The 16,843-nt window shown below is 72.5% G+C and carries 15 protein-coding genes; 3 read left to right on the forward strand and 12 right to left on the reverse strand.

Features of this window, described 5'->3' with window-relative positions:
* Positions 1-30: 30 nt before the first annotated feature.
* From MB828_RS38985 to MB828_RS39015, 7 genes are all read right to left on the reverse strand, one after another.
* Positions 31-423 carry a VOC family protein gene (locus MB828_RS38985; protein WP_301652291.1) on the reverse strand — a complete coding sequence of 131 codons (393 nt, stop codon included), beginning with the start codon at positions 421-423 and terminating at the stop codon, positions 31-33.
* A gap of 168 nt (positions 424-591) precedes the next feature.
* Positions 592-1,518 carry a M56 family metallopeptidase gene (locus MB828_RS38990; protein ID WP_301652340.1) on the reverse strand — a complete coding sequence of 309 codons (927 nt, stop codon included), beginning with the start codon at positions 1,516-1,518 and terminating at the stop codon, positions 592-594.
* Entirely contained in the window at positions 1,518-1,898 is a 381-nt protein-coding gene (locus MB828_RS38995; RefSeq protein ID WP_133028937.1) for a BlaI/MecI/CopY family transcriptional regulator, read from the reverse strand. Before MB828_RS38995 ends, MB828_RS38990 begins: the two co-directional genes overlap by 1 nt.
* 267 nt (positions 1,899-2,165) lie before the next feature.
* Complete coding sequence (locus MB828_RS39000; protein ID WP_133028936.1) at positions 2,166-2,876, reverse strand: chitinase; 711 nt, start codon at positions 2,874-2,876, stop codon at positions 2,166-2,168.
* A gap of 281 nt (positions 2,877-3,157) precedes the next feature.
* The gene (locus MB828_RS39005) at positions 3,158-4,567 is read right to left on the reverse strand and encodes an aldehyde dehydrogenase family protein (protein ID WP_343236234.1); all 1,410 of its coding nucleotides are present in this window, start codon (positions 4,565-4,567) and stop codon (positions 3,158-3,160) included.
* A 58-nt stretch (positions 4,568-4,625) separates the two neighbouring features.
* Positions 4,626-5,819: an RNA polymerase sigma factor gene (locus tag MB828_RS39010; protein WP_301652292.1), complete on the reverse strand. Its 1,194-nt coding sequence runs from the start codon at positions 5,817-5,819 to the stop codon at positions 4,626-4,628.
* Complete coding sequence (locus tag MB828_RS39015; protein ID WP_301652293.1) at positions 5,819-6,169, reverse strand: YciI family protein; 351 nt, start codon at positions 6,167-6,169, stop codon at positions 5,819-5,821. The genes MB828_RS39010 and MB828_RS39015 overlap by 1 nt, the downstream gene beginning before the upstream one ends.
* Positions 6,170-6,300: 131 nt before the next feature.
* Between MB828_RS39015 and MB828_RS39020 the strand changes: the two genes are divergently transcribed.
* From MB828_RS39020 to MB828_RS39030, 3 genes are all read left to right on the forward strand, one after another.
* Positions 6,301-6,897: an HD domain-containing protein gene (locus MB828_RS39020; RefSeq protein WP_301652294.1), complete on the forward strand. Its 597-nt coding sequence runs from the start codon at positions 6,301-6,303 to the stop codon at positions 6,895-6,897.
* Between the two features lie 23 nt (positions 6,898-6,920).
* Entirely contained in the window at positions 6,921-7,331 is a 411-nt protein-coding gene (locus MB828_RS39025) for a DUF6193 family natural product biosynthesis protein (protein ID WP_301652342.1), read from the forward strand.
* 117 nt (positions 7,332-7,448) lie between these two features.
* Positions 7,449-8,489, forward strand: a complete 1,041-nt coding sequence (locus MB828_RS39030) for an acyl-CoA dehydrogenase family protein (protein WP_301652295.1) — start codon at positions 7,449-7,451, stop codon at positions 8,487-8,489.
* 125 nt (positions 8,490-8,614) lie between these two features.
* On the opposite strand, the gene MB828_RS39035 is transcribed toward MB828_RS39030, so the two are convergent.
* The 5 genes from MB828_RS39035 to MB828_RS39055 all read right to left on the reverse strand — a co-directional run bounded on the left by MB828_RS39035 (position 8,615) and on the right by MB828_RS39055 (position 16,824).
* On the reverse strand, positions 8,615-11,053 hold the full coding sequence (locus tag MB828_RS39035) for a GcvT family protein (RefSeq protein WP_301652296.1): 2,439 nt from the start codon (positions 11,051-11,053) through the stop codon (positions 8,615-8,617).
* A 221-nt stretch (positions 11,054-11,274) separates the two neighbouring features.
* Positions 11,275-12,240, reverse strand: coding sequence for an ABC transporter substrate-binding protein (locus MB828_RS39040; protein WP_301652297.1), 966 nt, complete (start codon positions 12,238-12,240; stop codon positions 11,275-11,277).
* A 13-nt stretch (positions 12,241-12,253) separates the two neighbouring features.
* Positions 12,254-14,230, reverse strand: a complete 1,977-nt coding sequence (locus tag MB828_RS39045) for an ABC transporter permease (protein ID WP_301652298.1) — start codon at positions 14,228-14,230, stop codon at positions 12,254-12,256.
* A complete protein-coding gene (locus tag MB828_RS39050; protein WP_133028926.1) occupies positions 14,230-15,333 on the reverse strand; it encodes a quaternary amine ABC transporter ATP-binding protein in 1,104 nt (367 codons plus the stop codon). Before MB828_RS39050 ends, MB828_RS39045 begins: the two co-directional genes overlap by 1 nt.
* A 21-nt stretch (positions 15,334-15,354) precedes the next feature.
* On the reverse strand, positions 15,355-16,824 hold the full coding sequence (locus MB828_RS39055; RefSeq protein WP_301652299.1) for an aldehyde dehydrogenase family protein: 1,470 nt from the start codon (positions 16,822-16,824) through the stop codon (positions 15,355-15,357).
* Between the last annotated feature and the right edge of the window lie 19 nt (positions 16,825-16,843).

Here is a 16,843-nt window from a genome sequence, read left to right on the forward strand (position 1 = left end):
GTTCCTCGGCAGCTGGTTCGGAGCGTTCGGTCAGGCGGCGGGCTGGAGCAGGTCCCAGCGGTTCCCGTAGAGGTCCTGGAAGACGGCGACGGTGCCGTACGGCTCGTGCCGGGGCTCCTCCAGGAAGGTCACGCCGGCGGCGGCCATCCGGGCGTGGTCCCGGGCGAAGTCGTCGGTGTGCAGGAAGAACCCGACGCGCCCGCCGGTCTGGTCGCCGACGCGGGCACGCTGGGCGTCGTCCTTGGCGCGGGCGAGCAGCAGTCCGGTGCCCGTCCCCTCGGTACCGGGCTCCACGACGACCCAGCGGGAGCCGTCCGGGCGGGGCGCGTCCTCGACGAGCCGGAAGCCGAGGGCCTCGGTGTAGAAGCGGATCGCCTCGTCGTAGTCGCCGACGACGAGGGTGACCAGGGCGACGCGTCGCATGGTGACCTTTCGGGTGGAGCGGTTAGCGGGAGAGGTTATACGTAAAACCCCAGGGACGCCAGCCGTCGCTTCCGGGGCTTCCGAAGGCTGGGCGTACCCCCTCCGGGCTGGGCGTGGGAACCGGGCGGCCGGCCGCCACGGGCCCGCGCCTCCTAGACGGCGCCGGAGCTACCGCTCCGCCTCCCCCTGGGCCACCTCCACCCGGTGGTGGAAGTCGGCCATCCCGGTCGCCGAGGCGACGCACGACACCCCGGTGCAGGCCACGAGCAGCGCCACGACCCACCCCCCGGCCCGCCGCCCGCCCGGCGCCAGCAGCGCCTCGACCCGGCGCGGCACCGGCCCCGACACCGCCCCCGGCACGAACGCGGGCCGCTCGGCAGCGCCCGCGCCCTGTCCCGCCAGCGCGGCCCTGGCGATCGCGCGGGCCGTCAGCCGCCGGTCCCCCACCACACGCGCCGCCGCCTCGTCGGCCACCCGTTCCACGGCCAGCCGGACGACGTCCCGGACCCGCCGCAGCGCCGGATGGCAGTGCGCCGCGAGTTCGGCCGCGGCGAGGAAGTAGTGGTGGCCCCCCGCGTTGTGCGCCCGCTCGTGCGCGAACAGCGCCTCCCGCTCGCCTCCGTCGAGGTTGCGCAGCATCGCCGTGGTGACGACGATCCGGTGCGGCCGCCCGGGCAGCGCGTACGCGTCCGGACGCGGTGAGTCGACGACGCACAGGTCACCCGCGGCGGGTCCGCGCCCCGCCGCCGAGCGGGCCGCGCGGAAGGCGCGGACCTGCCGGGACACGGACCGCACGAGGGTCCACCCGGTCACGGCGAGGCCGCCGACCGAGAGTGCGGCCAACGGCAGGACGAAACGGTCCGAGGCGGTGTGCAGCGGCCTGATCAGCTCACCGAGCGAGGCGAAGAACGGCAGCTTGAGCAGGCCGGTGAGGACGAAGGCGCCGAGCGCGGCGAGCGAGCACAGCGCGAGGGCGACGGCCGAGGCGGTCACCGTCCAGAGCGCGGCGCCGGGCGCCAGCCGGTCGAGGGCCCGCCGGGCCAGTGCCGGGAGGGCGAACGGCACCAGGAGGGGCAGGATCAGCAGCGCGGTCATCATCCACCGGACTGCTCGTCGGCTTCGAGCAGCGTGCGCAGGACGCGCTCGTCGTCGGGGCTGAGCTGGGCGACGAAGCGGGCGAGCACGGTCTCCCGGTCGCCGTCCCGGTCGAGTTCGCTGTGCATGCGTTTCGCGGTCAGGCCCTGGGCGTCCTGGACGGGCACGTAGGCGTAGCCGCGGCCCTGGCGGTGCCGGTCGACCACGCCCTTGTCGTGCAGCCGGGTGAGGATCGTCGTCACGGTCGTGCGGGCCAGTTCCGTGCCGAGACTGCGCTGCACCTCGCCGGGCGTCTGGGGCACACCCGCGGCCCACAGGGCCGCCATGACGCTCGCCTCGAGTTCGCCGGCGGGCCGGCGTTCGTCCTTCCCGTCGGCCATGGAAGGTCCCTCACCCCTTCTTCGTCCTCGGTCCGGCTCCTCGGCCTCGCTCCGCCGGACCGTCTACGCCAGTGTAGTCATCCGGGCGGCCGCCGCCGCCCGTGTGGCCCATTATGCGAGGAGCCGCCGTCGCCGACGGGCGTCCCGGGCGTTCACCCTGGCCGGGGTGCGGTCGCCCGGGGTGCCGTGGCGGGAGGCGGTACCGCCCGTCGGCCGCGTCGCGCCGGAGCCGAGGCGGCCGACGGGCGGGTCACCGGGTGCCGGGGGTCAGCAGTAGAGGTTGGCGCCGGTCGGCACGCCCAGGATCTGGGTGAACTTCTGGTAGGCGCTCACCCGGCTCTGCACCTGCGCCGGGTTCTTGCCGTCGCACTCCAGGGAGCCGTTGATGCTGCGGATGGTCTGGCCGAAGCCGGCCTGGTTGACCATGGCGTTGTGACCGGTCATGGTGCCGGGGCCGGTCTGGGTGTTCCAGTACCACAGGCCCGTCTTCCAGGCCACGGAGGAGTTGTTCTCCACCTGCCAGGGGTTGTTGAGGAGGTCGATGCCGAGCGCGTCGCCCGCGGCCTTGTAGTTGAAGTTCCAGCTGAGCTGGATGGGGCCGCGCCCGTAGTAGGCGGACTGTCCGGCGGGACAGCCGTACCACTGGCTCCAGTCGCAGTAGTGCGGGTAGTTGGCGGTGTTCTGCTCGACGACGTAGACCAGCCCGCCGGTCTCGTGGCTGACGTTGGCGAGGAAGGCGGCGGCCTCCTGCTTCTTGACGGTGTCGCTGCCGGTGTTGGCGAAGCCCGGGTAGGCGCCGAGCGCCGCGGTGAGGCCGCTGTAGCTGTAGAAGGAGTTCCGGTTCGGGAACATCTGGTTGAACTGCGCCTCGCTGACGACGAACCCGGCGGCGGAGGCCGAGGGGGCCGCCTGGAGCACCAGGACGGAGCTACCTATGGCGAGCGAGGTGAGAAGGGCGGCGATTCGGTGCCTCAACACGGATCAACTCCTTTGCGGAGCACGGCCGCACCCCTGGAAGGGGGAGCGGCCGCGGTGGGGGGTGTGGGGCACACTCAACTGCTTTGGTCTGTACCAGTCAAGGGTGTAGACCAGTCAACCGGGGAATTCGTCTTCACCCACTGGTTCCCGCAATTGCGGTCGAAAACAAGGGAGTCGGGCATTCGGCACCCCGGACGGGACCGGGCGACGGCGGTACGCGCGCGGGCCCGGCCGCGTCGGTACGCGGCCGGGCCCGGCAGGGGGATGCGGAAGAAAGGGGTTCAGCCGAGCGGCTTCTGGAGGACCGCCTTGCGGTGGCTGAAGGTCTCGATGGAGTAGCGGCCGTGGTAACTGCCCATACCGCTCTCGCCCACCCCACCGAACGGCAGGTCGGAGACGGTGAGATGGGCCAGCGGCAGGCCGTGGCCGAGGGCGCCGGAGGAGGTCTCGGCGGCGAACCGCGCCCGGGTCTCGTCGGACTCGCTGAAGACGTAGAGCGCGAGGGGCTTGTCGCGGTCGTTGACGAAGTCGATCGCGCCGTCCAGGTCCGGGACGGTGACGATGGGCAGGATCGGGCCGAAGATCTCCTCCCGCATCACCGGGGAGTCGGGGTCGACGTCGGCGAGCACGGTGGGCGCGATGTACCTGACGGCGCGGTCGGTGTCACCGCCGAAGACGACCCGGCCCGAGCCGAGCAGTCCGCCGAGCCGGTCGAAGTGGCGCTCGTTGACGATCCGGCCGTACTCGCCGGACTCCTTGGGCTCGCTGCCGAACAGCTTCTCGACGGCCTTGGCCAGCGCGGGTTCGAGGGCGGCGGCCGTACCGGGGTCGGTGAGGACGTAGTCGGGGGCCACGCAGGTCTGTCCCGCGTTGAGGAACTTGCCGCGCGCGAGCCGGTCCGCGACCACCGTGAGGTCGGTGTCGCGGTCGACGAACGCCGGGGACTTGCCGCCGAGTTCGAGGGCGACGGGGGTGAGGTGCTCGGCGGCGGCGCGCATCACGACGCGGCCGACCACGCCGTTGCCGGTGTAGAAGATGTGGTCGAAGCGCTCGGCGAGCAGAGCCGTCGTCTCCGGGACGCCCCCCTCGACCACGGCGACCGCGTCGGTGTCCAGGTAGGCCGGGAGCAGCCGGGCGAGCGCCGCGGAGGTCGCGGGAGCCAGCTCGCTGGGCTTGGCGACCACCGCGTTGCCGGCAGCCAGGGCGCCGGCGACGGGGGCGAGCAGCAGCTGGGCCGGGTAGTTCCAGGGCGCGATGACGAGGACGACGCCGAGGGGGTCGTACTGGGTCCAGGCGGTCGCGTCGGCGCCCACGTGCGCCGGGACCGGGGCCGGCTCGGGGCGCAGCCACTGCGCCAGGTGGCCGAGGGTGTGGTCGATCTCCCGGACAGTGAAGTCGATCTCCGAGCCGTAGGCCTCGCGGGCGCTCTTGCCCAGGTCGGCGTGGAGGGCGGCGGCCAGTTCCGCGCCGCGTTCCGTGAGCATGGCGCGCAGCCGCCGCAGCTGGCCGGTGCGCCATTCGACGGGTTTGGTGCGGCCGGTGCGGAAGGTGGCGCGCAGCCGGGCGACGATGTCGGCGGGCTGCTCGGGGGTGGGCTGGTTCACGGGTGCCTCGCTGGTGGTGCGCGCGGGCCGGGCGGCCCGACGGGGATCTCGACGGTCAGATGTCAGATGTACTTTGCAACCATTCAGAGTCCGAAGTAAATTCCGGTGCTCCGGAAGCTACTGGCTCGCGGAGGATCACACCTGGTCAGCCGGTGAGTTCGCGCCTCCGCCGGTCGAGGTGTGCCCGTTCGGGCAGGCTCCCGGCGAGGGCGATGGCCGCGTCGTACTCCGCCACCGCCTCGGCGTCCCGGCCGAGCCGGCGCAGCAGGTCGGCGCGGACGGCGTGCAGCACGTGGTAGCCGTCCAGGGCGAGCGCGTCGACCAGCCGCAGGGCCTCGCCCGGCCCCTCCGTCTCGGCCACCGCGACCGCCCGGTTCAGCGCCACGACCGGGCTCGGGGCGACGGTCATGAGCTGGTCGTACAGCCGGCGGATCTGGGCCCAGTCGGTGGCGTCGGCGGTCGGCGCGTCGCTGTGCACGGCGTTGATCGCGGCCTGGATCTGGTAGGCCCCGGGCCGGTTGCGCCGCAGGCACCGCCGGACCAGCTGCTGTCCCTCACCGACCAGTTCCCGGTCCCACAGCGCCCGGTCCTGCTCGGGCAGCGGCACCAGTTCGCCCGCCCCGGTCAGCCGGGCCGGCCGGCGGGCCTCGACCAGCAGCATCAGCGCGAGCAGCCCGGCGACCTCGGGTTCGTCCGGCATCAGCCCGTACAGCAGCCGCCCGAGCCGTACCGCCTCCGCGCACAGTTCGGGATCGCCGCCGTAGCCCTCGTTGAAGATCAGGTAGACGACGGCCAGCACACCGCCGAGCCGGTCGGGCAGATCGGCGTCCGCGGGCACCCGGTACGGGATGCCCGCGTCCCGGATCTTGGCCTTGGCGCGCACCAGCCGCTGGGCCAGGGTGGGCTCCGGGACCAGGAAGGCGCGGGCGATCTGTGCCGTGCCGAGTCCGCCCAGCAGGCGCAGGGTCAGGGCGACCCGGGACCGCGGGGCGAGCGCGGGGTGGCAGCAGGTGAAGATCAGCCGGAGCCGTTCGTCGTGCACGGGACCCTCCTTGCGGGGTGGCTCGGGGGCGTGCAGCCGGGCGGCCTCGGCGTGCCGGGCGTCCCGGGAGGACTCGCGGCGCAGCCGGTCGACGGCCCGATTGCGGGCGGTGGTGATGATCCAGCCGGCCGGGCTCGGCGGCAGCCCGTGCTCCGGCCACCTGTCGAGTGCCGTCGTGAAGGCGTCCTGGACCGCTTCCTCGGCGAGGTCGATGTCGCCGAGGTAGCGGACGAGGACCGAGACCGCGCGACCGTACTCGGCACGGAAGACGGCCTCGACGTCGACGGCGTCCGCCATCAGTGCTGCCCCATGAAGGGGCGCACCTCGATCGGCAGCGTGGTGGCGAGCGCGCACTTGCGGCCCCACTCCAGGGCGGCGTCCAGGTCCTCCGCGCGGATCAGGCAGATCCCGCCCAGGTACTCCTTGCCCTCGGCGTACGGCCCGTCGGTGATCAGGACCTCGCCGCCCTCGGGCCGCAGCACGGTGGCCGTCTCCGGGCCGTGCAGGCCGTCCGCGAAGACCCAGGCGCCGGCCGCGCGCAGTTCGTCGTTGAACGCCTCGACGTCGCGCGTGATCGCGGCGAGTTCGTCGGGCGGGGGCGGGGTGCCGTCGGCGGGCTGGACCACGCTGAGCAGGTAGTGCTTCATGGGGTACTCCTCGGTCGTCGTGCGGTGTCGTCGGGGTGTTTCGCCTTCTACACGAATTGAAGGCCGCCGGATCGACACCTCGCCCGGAGAAATCAGGCCGGCACGGAAACCCCGGTCGGTACCCTGACGCGATGACGACCGACACCGCCTTGTCGCGGGCCATGCGGGGCGTCGTCGACCCGCCTCTGCTCCCGCTGCCGGACCGTGTGGCCCGGCTGCTGTCCGGGCTGGAGTGCCCGCCGCGGCTGGCGGCCCATCTGCGGGCCGTCCACGACGTCGCCCACCAGCTGGCCGACTGGGCCGGGCGGCACCGGCCCGCCCTGTCCTTCGACCGGGAGGCCGTGCTCTTCGGGGCTGCGACCCATGACATCGGCAAGACGGTCCACGTCCGCGAGCTCTCCGGGCCCGGCGCGGCACACGAGGAGGCGGGCCGGGCCCTGCTGCTCGGCCTCGGCGTCGGTGCGGGGCTCGCCCGGTTCGCCGCCACGCACGCGTCGTGGACGGAGCCGGGTGTCGGTCCCGAGGACCTGCTGGTGAGCCTCGCCGACAAGATCTGGAAGAACAAGCGCGTGCCGGACCTGGAGGACCTCGTGGTGGCCCGGCTGGCCGAGGCCACCGGCCGGCCCGCGTGGGAGGAGTTCATCGCGCTCGACGACGTCCTCTCCCGCATCGGCGACGGCGCCGACGAACGCCTGGCGTTCCAGGCCTCGTTCCCGGTTCACGGCTGAGGAGGCCGGCGCACACGGTGACCATGGGACCCGAACTCGATCCGGCACAGGCCGTGGAGGCGTGCTGGCAGCGGCTGCCGGTCGCCTGGCGACGGCGGCAGCGGCTGCACGAGGCCCGGTACCCGGGCCGCCCCTACCCGGAGATCGTGGCCCTGATCGAGGCGGCGGGAGCGGACCCGGCACTGCGGCAGCTGTACCCCTTCACCAGCCATTTCACCCTGAACCTGAGCAGCGTCACGAGCTATCCGTGGTCGGTCCGGGCGCCCGCGGTCGACCCCCTCGACGACGGACGGTTCCGGGTCCGCCGCCCCGGCACTCCACGGGTCATCGGGTTCACCCGCACCGCGGAGGCCGCGGTGGGCCTGGTCGTCGGCCACCTGCCGGCCGGCCTCGGACCGGCCGTCGCCCACGACCGAGCCGACCGCCGACACTGAGCCCGAGCCCCCTCCGCGCCGTCGGCGCCGAGCCCGAGCCCCCTCCGCGCCGTCGGCGGGACCCGGTGGCGGGTTCCGCCGCGCCACGGTGCCTCGGGGTCGGAAAGAATCCTGTTCATGACCGCTGCCACCCATCCGCTCGTCACCCGCGCCCGGCACCTCGCCGACACCCTCCTCTCCCCCGCCGCGGAGCGGGTCGACCAGGAGGGCGTGCCCGCCGGCCACATCGAGGCGATCAAGCGCTCGGGGCTGCTCGGGGTGAGCGCCCCCGTCGCGTTCGGCGGCTCGGCGGCGCCCGCGGCCGTCGTCCGCGAGACGGCGGAGATCCTGGCCGGGGCCTGCTGCTCGACCTGGTTCGTGCAGACGCAGCACCACACTCCGGTGCAGACCCTGGCCGCGACCGAACTGCCGGTGCGGGAGCGGCTGCTGGGACCGCTGGCGCGCGGTGAACTGCTGTCCGGGGTGGCGTACGCGCATCTGCGGTCCTACCCGCGGCTCCCCGTGCGGGTACGACGGGAGGCGGGCGGCCGGCGCTTCGACGGCACCGTGCCCTGGTACACCGGCTGGGGTCTGAACGACGTGCTGCTGCTGGCCGGGGTGACCGAGGAGGACGAGGCGCTGTTCGCCTTCGTCGAGGCCCGGGAGCAGCCGGGGCTGCGGCCGTCGGACCCGATGCGGCTGGCGGCGCTGACCGCGTCCCGGACGGTGTCCCTGGACCTGGACGGCCTGTGGGTGCCGGAGGAGGCGGTCGCGCTGCGGGTGCCGTACGGGCAGTGGGCGGCGGCGGACCGCCCGAAACCCCGCAACGCGGGCCCGGCCGTCTTCGGTGTCGCGCGGGCGGCGCTGGCCCTGGTGGCGGCGGAGTACGCGGGCCCGCTGCGGGCGCGGCTCGACGAGGTCCGCCGCCGGGCCTACGCGCTCGCGGACCATCCGGTTCCGCACGAGCACACGGAGGAACGGCTGGCGGTACGGGCCGAGGCGTTCACGCTGCTGCGGACGGCGACGACGGCGGCCGTGGTGGCGGGCGGCGGCCGGGCGATGTCCCTGGACAACCGCGCCCAACGGCTCGCCAGGGAGGCCCTGTTCCTGCTGGTCCAGGGCCAGACCGGTGAGTCGCGGGCGGCGCACCTGGGGCAGCTGGCGCAGCGCTCGGGCTGAGCCCCGGCGCCACCGCGGCCCGCCTCAGCGCGGGTGCGTCACGGCTGGTCCCGCGGTTCTCCGCATCCCTGGGGGTGCCGCTCACCCCTGGAGCCGGGCCGTCGCCGCACCCCTGGAGGTGCAGCTCACCCCCGGAGCCGGGACATCGCCGGGTCGAACAACGGCTCCTCGGCCACCACCGCCGCCACGCGCTGGTCGAAGTACCCGATCCGCAGCGCCGTGCCGGGCACCGCCAGCTCCGCCGGCAGCCACGCGTAGGCGATGCCCTTGCCGATCGTGTAGCCGTACGCGGCGCTCGTTACGTAGCCGACGGCCCGCTCGCCGTCGTACACCGGTTCCTTGCCCATCACCACGGCCCGGGGGTCGTCGACGGTGAGGCAGGTCAGTTTCCGGCGGACGTCGGCCCGGCGCCGCTCCAGCGCGGCCCTGCCGACGAAGTCGCCCTTGTCGGGCCGCACCGCGAAACCGACGCCTGCCTCGTAGGGGTCGTGCTCGTAGGTCATGTCGGTGCCGAAGGAGCGGTAACCCTTCTCCAGGCGGAGGCTGTTGAAGGCGCCGCGCCCGGCGACGATGCCGCCGAGCGGCTCCACCGCCTGCCACAGTGTGTCCCAGAGTTTCGCGCCCTGGTCGGCGGTCGTGTACAGCTCCCAGCCGAGCTCACCGACGTACGACAGCCGCATCGCGGTGACCGGCACCGAGCCGATGTAGGCGCGCTTGGCGCGGAAGTACTTGAGGCCGTCGTTGGAGAAGTCCTCGTCGGTGAGCGGCTGGAGGACCTCGCGGGCGAGGGGGCCCCACAGGCCGACGCAGCAGGTGCCGGGGGTGATGTCACGGACCTGGACCGTGCCGTCGGCCGGCAGGCGCCGTGCCAACCAGTCGAGGTCGAGGTTGCCGTTGGCGCCGACCTGGAAGAGGTCGCGGGCGAGGCGGGCGACGGTGATGTCGCTGCGGATGCCGCCGTCGTGGTCCAACAGCAGCGTGTACGTCACCGAGCCGACGGACTTGGCGACCTTGCCGGTGACCAGGCCCTCCAGGAAGCCGGCGGCGCCGGGGCCGCTCACCTCCAGCCGCTTGAGGGCGGTCATGTCGTACATCGCGACGGTCTCGCGGGTGACCTGGGCCTCGGCGCCGACGATCGGCGACCAGTAGCGGGCGGCCCAGTCGTTCGGGGTGGGGATGTCGCGGCCCTCGACCAGGCCCGCGTTCGCCTCGTACCACTGGGGGCGCTCCCAGCCGTTCGCCTCCAGGAAGAACGCGCCGTGCTCCTGCTGGCGGGCGTGGAAGGGGCTGGTGCGGATCGGGCGCGGCTTCCCGCTCGGCTGGAGGGGGTGGAGGATGTCGTAGACCTCGACGAAGTTCTGGCAGTCGCGGGCGAGGACGTACTCCGGGGCCAGCTGGTGCGGTTCGAAGCGGTTGACGTCGCACTCGTGCAGGTCGAAGGACGAGCAGTGGCCGTCCACCAGCCATTCGGCGACGGCGCGGCCGACGCCCGCGGAGTGGGTGACCCAGACGGCCTCGGCGACCCAGAAGCCCTTGACGTCCGGGGACTCGCCGAGCAGCGGGTAGCCGTCGGTGGTGAAGGAGAAGAGGCCGTTGATGCCCTCCTCGACCTTGGCTTCGCGGGTCGCGGGCAGCAGGGACTGCGTCTCGGTCCAGGCGTCCTCGAAGTCCTCCTCGGTGAACTTCAGGACGGACGGCATCTGGTCGGCCTCGTCGACGGAGAGGATGTCGTCGGCGGAAATCGGCATGGGGCGGTGACCGTAGTAGCCGATGCCGATGCCGTCGAAGCGGTCGCGGTAGTAGAGGTCGGCGTCCTGGTGGCGCAGGATCGGGCGGACGGCCTCCTCGGTCTGGCCGGCGAGCGCGGGGACCGGGCCGGTCCAGGCGAGCTGGTGGGCGAGCGGGGTGAGCGGGAGGTTCATGCCGACCATGCGGGCGATCCTCGGGCCCCAGATGCCGGCGCAGCACACCACGACGTCGGCGGGCAGCTCGCCCTGGTCGGTCACCACGGCGGTGACCCGGCCGTCGTCCTGGCGGACGTCGAGGACCTCGTGGCGGGCGAGGAAGCGCACCCCGCGCGCGGTGGCCCGGCGGATCTGGGCCTCGACGGCGAGGACCGCCTTGGCGAGGCCGTCGGTGGGCACGAGGAGGCCGCCGAGCACCCGGTCGGGGTTGACCAGCGGGTGCCGCTCGACGCACTCCTCGGGGGTGAGGATCCGCGCCTCGATGCCCCAGGAGGTGATCCAGCCGTGCCTGCGGTGGAGTTCGGCGAGGCGTTCGGGGCTGGTGGCCACTTCGAGGCCGCCGACCTGGAGGAAGCACGGCTGGCCGTCGACGTCGAGGGAGCAGAGCTTCTCGACGGTGTAGCGGGCCAGTTCCGTCATGGTCTTCGAGGGGTTCGTCTGGAATACCAGGCCCGGGGCGTGCGAGGAGGAGCCCCCGGTGGCCGGGAGGGGGCCCTGGTCGACCACGGTCACCTCGGTCCAGCCGCGTGCGGAGATCTCGTCCGCGAGGGCGGCCCCCACGACGCCCGCTCCGATGATGACCACTCGGGGTCCCGCCATCGCCCAACCTCCGAACTTGAGACCGGTGCAGTTGCTTTGTGCGCAACATGATTCAGGCTGCGCAACTCAATGTGCCCGTCGCCGAGGAGGGGTGTCAAGGGGTGGGCGACGCCGGAGAACGGGCCGGGGAAGCGCCCGGAGAACGGCAACGCCCGGCGGACGGCGCGCACCACCGCGCACCGTCCGCCGGGCGTCCTGGACCGTCGCCTCCGCGGTCTCCGTTACTTGAGCCAGGCCTCGACCTTGTCGCGGTTGGCGTCGACCCACTTCTTGGCCGCCGCGTCGTCCGACATCTTGTCCACGGCGATGTACTTGGCCACCGTGTTCTGGTCGTCGTTGGTCCAGTTGAACTTCTTCACCAGGCCGTAGGCGGGGCTGCCCGACTTGGCGAAGCTCGCGCTGGCGATCTTGTCCAGGTCGTATACGGGGTAGTCGCAGGCCACCTTCGCCGCGTCCGCGTCACAACCCGTCGTGTACTTCGGCAGGTTCACCTTCACCAGGGGCACCTCGGAGAGGAACCACTGCGGTTCGTAGAAGTACCCGATCAGCCACTGCTTGTTCTTCTCGGCTGTCCTGAAGGCCTGGATGAGCGCGGTCTCGCTGCCCGCGTACACCACCTTGAAGTCCAGCTTCAGGTTCTTCACCAGGGCCGCGTCGTTGGTGACGTACGACGGGTCGCCGTCGAGCAGTTGTCCCTTGCCGCCCGACTCGGACGTCTTGAAGTTGGCCGCGTACTTGTTGAGGTTCTTCCAGTCGGTGATGTCCGGGTGCGCCTTGGCCAGCCACGGCGGGACGTACCAGCCGATGATGCCCTTGTTGCCGGTCGAACCGGCCTCGACGGCCGTCTTCTGGCCGGTGATGTACTTCTTCTTCAGATCGTCGTGGCCCCAGTTCTCCAGGACGGCGTCGACCTCGCCGGTCCCGAAGCCCTGCCAGGCGATCTCCTCCTTGAGGTCCTTCTTGTTCACCGTGCAGCCGAGGTCGTGCTGCGCGACGTACGCGACGACCGCCGCGTCCGCCTCGTAGCCCACCCATGGGTTGACGGCCAGGTTGAAGGTGCCGCACTTGCCGCCCGAGGACGTCGCGCCGGCCGAGCCGCTGTCGCCGACCTTCGCTCCGCCGCAGGCCGTGAGGGTGAGTCCGAGGACGGCCAGGCCGGCCGCGCCGGCTCGCCAGTGTTGTGCCATGGTGTTGCGCTCCTTATGCCCGGGTGCGTCGTGCCGCAGCCTGAGTGATCCGGTCGAACATGACTCCGAGCAGTACGATGGCGAGCCCCGCCGCCAGCCCCTTGCCGTACAGCTCACCCTGCGAGAAACCGGCCACGACGTCGTAGCCGAGGGCGCCCGCCCCCACCAGGCCGCCCACCACAACCATCGACAGCACGTAGATCAGGCCCTGGTTGGTCGCGAGGGTCAGGGCGCTGCGGGCCATCGGCAGCTGGACCTTGGTGATGATCTGCCAGGTGTTGCACCCGGCCGAGGTGGCCGCCTCCACGGTGGCCTCGGGGACGTTGCGCACCCCGTCCGCGATGATCTTGACGGCGACGGGTGCCGCGTAGACGACGGCCGCCACGATCGCCGTGAAGCGGGTGGCGCCGAACAGCGCCAGGAACGGCACCAGGTAGACGAACGGCGGCATGACCTGCGCGGCGTCCAGGGTGGGCCGGATCAGACGGTCGGCCAGGGCGCTGCGGCCCATCCACACGCCGACGACCGCGCCGAGCAGCATCACCAGGACGGTGGCCACGGCGGTCGAGGCGAGGGTGGTCATGCTGTCCGACCACAGGCCGGTGCCGACCAGCAGCCCCACGCAGACCGCGGCCGTGACCGCGGCCCACCGGCCGCCGAGGACGGCGCCGAGGCCGACCAGGACGGCACCCACCAGCCACCACGGGGAGTCGGTGAGCAGCGTCTGGAACGGGTTGAGCAGGCCGTTGGTGAGGGCGTCCCGCAGGGCGTTGGTCAGCCCGGAGACATGGTCCTGGAGCCAGCCGGTCGCGGTGTCGGCGGCGCTCGCGATGTGGCCCCCGACCGTGCCGTCACCGGGGAACTCCGCCGTCCAGACGTAGGTGTGGGAGAGGTAGACCAGGACGAGGGCGGCGACGGCGCCCGCGCCCAGCAGCGGCCGGCGCCACCTGGTGAACCGGCCGTCGCCGGAACGGCGGGTCTCGGTGCGGGCGGCGGCCGCCGTGGTGACCCGGTCGAGCACGATGGCCATCACGACGATGGCGAGGCCGGCGTTGAAGGCGGTGCCGACGTCGAGGGACTGGAGCGCCTGGACGACGGTCTTGCCGAGGCCGGGCGCGTCGATCAGGGCGGCGATGGTGACCATGGCCAGGGCGGCCATGATGGTCTGGTTGACGCCCATGACCACGGTGCGCTTCGACATCGGCAGCAGCACCTTCACCAGTTGCTGCGTGCGGGTGGTGCCGAGCGAGTCGGCCGCCTCGACGGTGGTCCGCGGCACCGAGCGGATGGCGTGCGCGGTGATGCGGATGGCGGGCGGCGCCGCGTAGATCACGGTGGTGATGACGGCGGAGGCGCCGCCGATCAGGAAGATCAGGGTCAGCGGGGCGAGGTAGACGAAGGTCGGCATCGTCTGCATGAAGTCCAGGAAGGGCGTCATGATCCGGTTGAACCGGTCGGAGAGCCCGGCCCAGACGCCCAGCGGGATGCCGATGAGCAGGGCGACGAGGACCGCGGACAGGGTCAGCGCCAGCGTGTCCATGCTCTCCTGCCACAGGCCCTGGAGCCCGAAGAAGGTGAACCCGGCCGCAGCCAGCAGCGCGACCCGCCAGTTGCCGACGGCCCAGGAGACGTAGCCGACGAGTCCGACGACGCCGAGCCAGCCGATCTGTGGGACCGGGCGGGCGCCGGTGGGCTGGGAGATCAGCGACTGGACGAAGGTGACCAGGTTGTCGATGGCCAGCCGGATCTCGTTGAAGAAGTAGAGGAAGAGCGGGTTGGAGTTGCGGTTGGCGCCGATGCTGTCGTTGACGTCGTTCAGCCAGCGGTGCAGACCGGTGAGGTCGGCGGCGGCCAGGGTCAGGGTCCCCCGGCCGCGGAACACCGCGAAGAGCAGCAGCCAGACGACCAGGATCGCCGCCACCACCACGGGACGGCCGACCCTGCCGCGGGTCGTCGCGACCGGGGCGGTCGCGTCGGCGACGGCGGCCATCAGGCGCCGCCCTCGCGCCCGGGGTCCTGCCCGGCGACGACCGAGAGGATCTCCTCGTCGCCGACGATGCCGAGCAGTTCGCCGTTCTCGACGACCTTGACCGGCTTCTCGGCGGCGAGCACCGCCCGGGTGGCCTCGCGCACCACGACGTCCGGTCCGAGCTCGGGCCCGTCCAGCGCGTCGTCGGGTTCGGCGGGCCGCATGATCCAGCGCAGGGTCAGGACGTCGCCGCGCGGCACGTCCTTGACGAAGTCCCGCACGTAGTCGTCGGCCGGGGCGCCCACCAGTTCGTCGCCGGTGCCGCACTGGACCATCTTGCCGTCCCGCATGATCAGGATGCGGTCGCCGAGCTTGAGTGCCTCGGAGAGGTCGTGGGTGATGAACACCATGGTCTTGCCGACCTCGTGGTGCAGGCGGATGACCTCGCTCTGCATGTCACGGCGGATCAGCGGGTCGAGCGCGGAGAACGGCTCGTCGAAGAAGAGGACGTCGGGGTCGCCGGCCAGGGCCCGGGCGAGGCCGACGCGCTGCTGCATGCCGCCGGAGAGCTGGTCGGGGTAGGAGTTCTCGTAGCCCGCGAGGCCGACGAGTTCGACCGTCTCCATGGCCCGTTTCATGCGTTCGGCCTTGCCCATGCCCCGGATCTCCAGGCCGAACGCCACGTTGTCCACGACCTTGCGGTGCGGCAGCAGACCGAAGTGCTGGAAGACCATGGAGAACTTGCTGCGCCGCAGTTCACGCAGGCGCCGGGCGTCGGCGCCCCGGATGTCCTCGCCCTCGAAGACGACCTCCCCGGCGGTGGGTTCGATCAGCCGGGTCAGACATCGCACCAGGGTGGACTTGCCGGACCCGGACAGACCCATCACGACGAAGACCTCGCCGTTGGAGACCTCGAAGTTCACGTCCCGCACGGCGGCGGTGCAGCCGGTGCGGTCCATCAGCTCCCGGCGGGTGAGCCCGCACAGTTCCTCGGAGCCCGGCACCTCGTCGGCCTTCGGCCCGAACACCTTCCACAGCCGGCGCACGGAGATGACCGGGGTGCGGTCCCGGGGATCCTCGGACGTGTCGCGGGGCCGCGACACCTCGGTCTGGGCTGGGGACATGATGGGGACCTCTCTTCGGCGTCAGCCGCGGAACCAGTGCTGCGGCCCGGGTTGGATGTTCTGCCAGATGTGCTTGGGCTCTCGGTACTCGTCCAGGCCGGTCGGTCCCAGCTCGCGGCCCACACCCGAGTGCCCGAAACCACCCCATTCGGCTTGCGGTACGTAGGGGTGGTAGTCGTTGATCCACACGGTGCCGTGGCGCAGCCTGCGCGCGACCCGCTGCGCCTTGCCCGCGTCCTGTGTCCAGACGGCGCCGGCGAGGCCGTACTCCGTGTCGTTGGCGATGCGGACGGCGTCGTCCTCGTCATGGAAGCGTTCGACGGTGAGAACGGGTCCGAAGGACTCCTCGTGCACCACGCTCATGTCCTGGCGGCACTCGTCGAGGACGGTGGGCGGGTAGTAGAAGCCGTTCGCGAGCGCGGGGTCGTCGGGGCGGGCGCCGCCGCAGCGCAGGACCGCGCCCTCGGCGATCCCGGCGGCCACGTACGCCTCGACCTTCTCGCGGTGCCGCGCGGAGATCAGCGCTCCGGTCTCGGCCTCCGGGTCGAACGGGCCGCCGAGGCGGATCAGCCGGGCGCGGCGGACCACCTCGTCCACGAAGGCGTCGTGGATCCGGTCCTCGACGATCAGCCGGGCGCCGGCCGAGCAGACCTGTCCCGAGTGCAGGAACACGGCGGTGAGGGCGAAGTCCACGGCGGTGGCGAAGTCGGCGTCGGCGAAGACCACGTTGGGGTTCTTGCCGCCGAGTTCGAGGGCGACCTTCTTCACCGTGGCGGCGGCGGTGGCCATGATGTGCCGGCCGGTGTCCAGCCCGCCGGTGAAGGACACCAGGTCGACGTCCGGGTGCTCGGCCAGCGGCGCGCCCGCCTCGGCTCCGGCGCCCAGTACGAGGTTGGCGGCGCCGGCCGGGAGGCCCGCCTCGGCGAGGGCCCTCATGAGGAGGATCGAGGTGGAGGGGGTGAGTTCGCTGGGCTTGAGGACGACGGTGTTGCCCGCGAGCAGGGCCGGTGCGACCTTCCAGGAGGCCTGGAGCAGCGGGTAGTTCCAGGGGGTGATCAGTCCGCAGACGCCGACGGGTTCGTAGGTGACCCGGCTGAGCGCGTCGTCCCGGCCGGTGTCGATCACCCGGCCCGCGTTCGTCCCGGCGATGCCGCCGTAGTAACGGAGACAGGAGACGACGTCGGCGATGTCGTACTCGCTCTCCACCAGGCGCTTGCCGGTGTCCAGGGACTCGGCGCGGGCGAACTCCTTGGCGTCGCGTTCGAGGATGCCGGCGGTGCGCAGCAGCAGGGCGCCGCGTTCCCGCTCGGGGGTGCCCGGCCAGGGTCCCTCGTCGAAGGCGCGCCGGGCGGCGGCGATCGCGGCCTCGGTGTCGGGGCGGGTCGCCTCCGAGACCGTGACGACGAGCGTGCCGTCCGCCGGACAGCGGATCTCCCGGTGGCCGCCGGCCACCGCATCGCGCCATTCACCGTCCACATACAGATCTGCCACGGCCGCGCCCTTCGAGCCC

This window comes from Streptomyces arenae (assembly GCF_022343545.1).
Lineage (GTDB): Bacteria > Actinomycetota > Actinomycetes > Streptomycetales > Streptomycetaceae > Streptomyces > Streptomyces humi.

Coding starts and splice junctions, on each gene's coding strand:
- MB828_RS38985 (WP_301652291.1), bottom strand. CDS start 423: ATGCGACGCGTCGCCCTGGTCACCCTCGTCGTCGGCGACTACGACGAG.
- MB828_RS38990 (WP_301652340.1), bottom strand. CDS start 1,518: ATGACCGCGCTGCTGATCCTGCCCCTCCTGGTGCCGTTCGCCCTCCCG.
- MB828_RS39025 (WP_301652342.1), top strand. CDS start 6,921: ATGGGACCCGAACTCGATCCGGCACAGGCCGTGGAGGCGTGCTGGCAG.
- MB828_RS39045 (WP_301652298.1), bottom strand. CDS start 14,230: ATGGCCGCCGTCGCCGACGCGACCGCCCCGGTCGCGACGACCCGCGGC.
- MB828_RS39040 (WP_301652297.1), bottom strand. CDS start 12,240: ATGGCACAACACTGGCGAGCCGGCGCGGCCGGCCTGGCCGTCCTCGGA.
- MB828_RS39030 (WP_301652295.1), top strand. CDS start 7,449: ATGACCGCTGCCACCCATCCGCTCGTCACCCGCGCCCGGCACCTCGCC.
- MB828_RS39020 (WP_301652294.1), top strand. CDS start 6,301: ATGACGACCGACACCGCCTTGTCGCGGGCCATGCGGGGCGTCGTCGAC.
- MB828_RS39050 (WP_133028926.1), bottom strand. CDS start 15,333: ATGTCCCCAGCCCAGACCGAGGTGTCGCGGCCCCGCGACACGTCCGAG.
- MB828_RS39015 (WP_301652293.1), bottom strand. CDS start 6,169: ATGAAGCACTACCTGCTCAGCGTGGTCCAGCCCGCCGACGGCACCCCG.
- MB828_RS39035 (WP_301652296.1), bottom strand. CDS start 11,053: ATGGCGGGACCCCGAGTGGTCATCATCGGAGCGGGCGTCGTGGGGGCC.
- MB828_RS39010 (WP_301652292.1), bottom strand. CDS start 5,819: ATGGCGGACGCCGTCGACGTCGAGGCCGTCTTCCGTGCCGAGTACGGT.
- MB828_RS38995 (WP_133028937.1), bottom strand. CDS start 1,898: ATGGCCGACGGGAAGGACGAACGCCGGCCCGCCGGCGAACTCGAGGCG.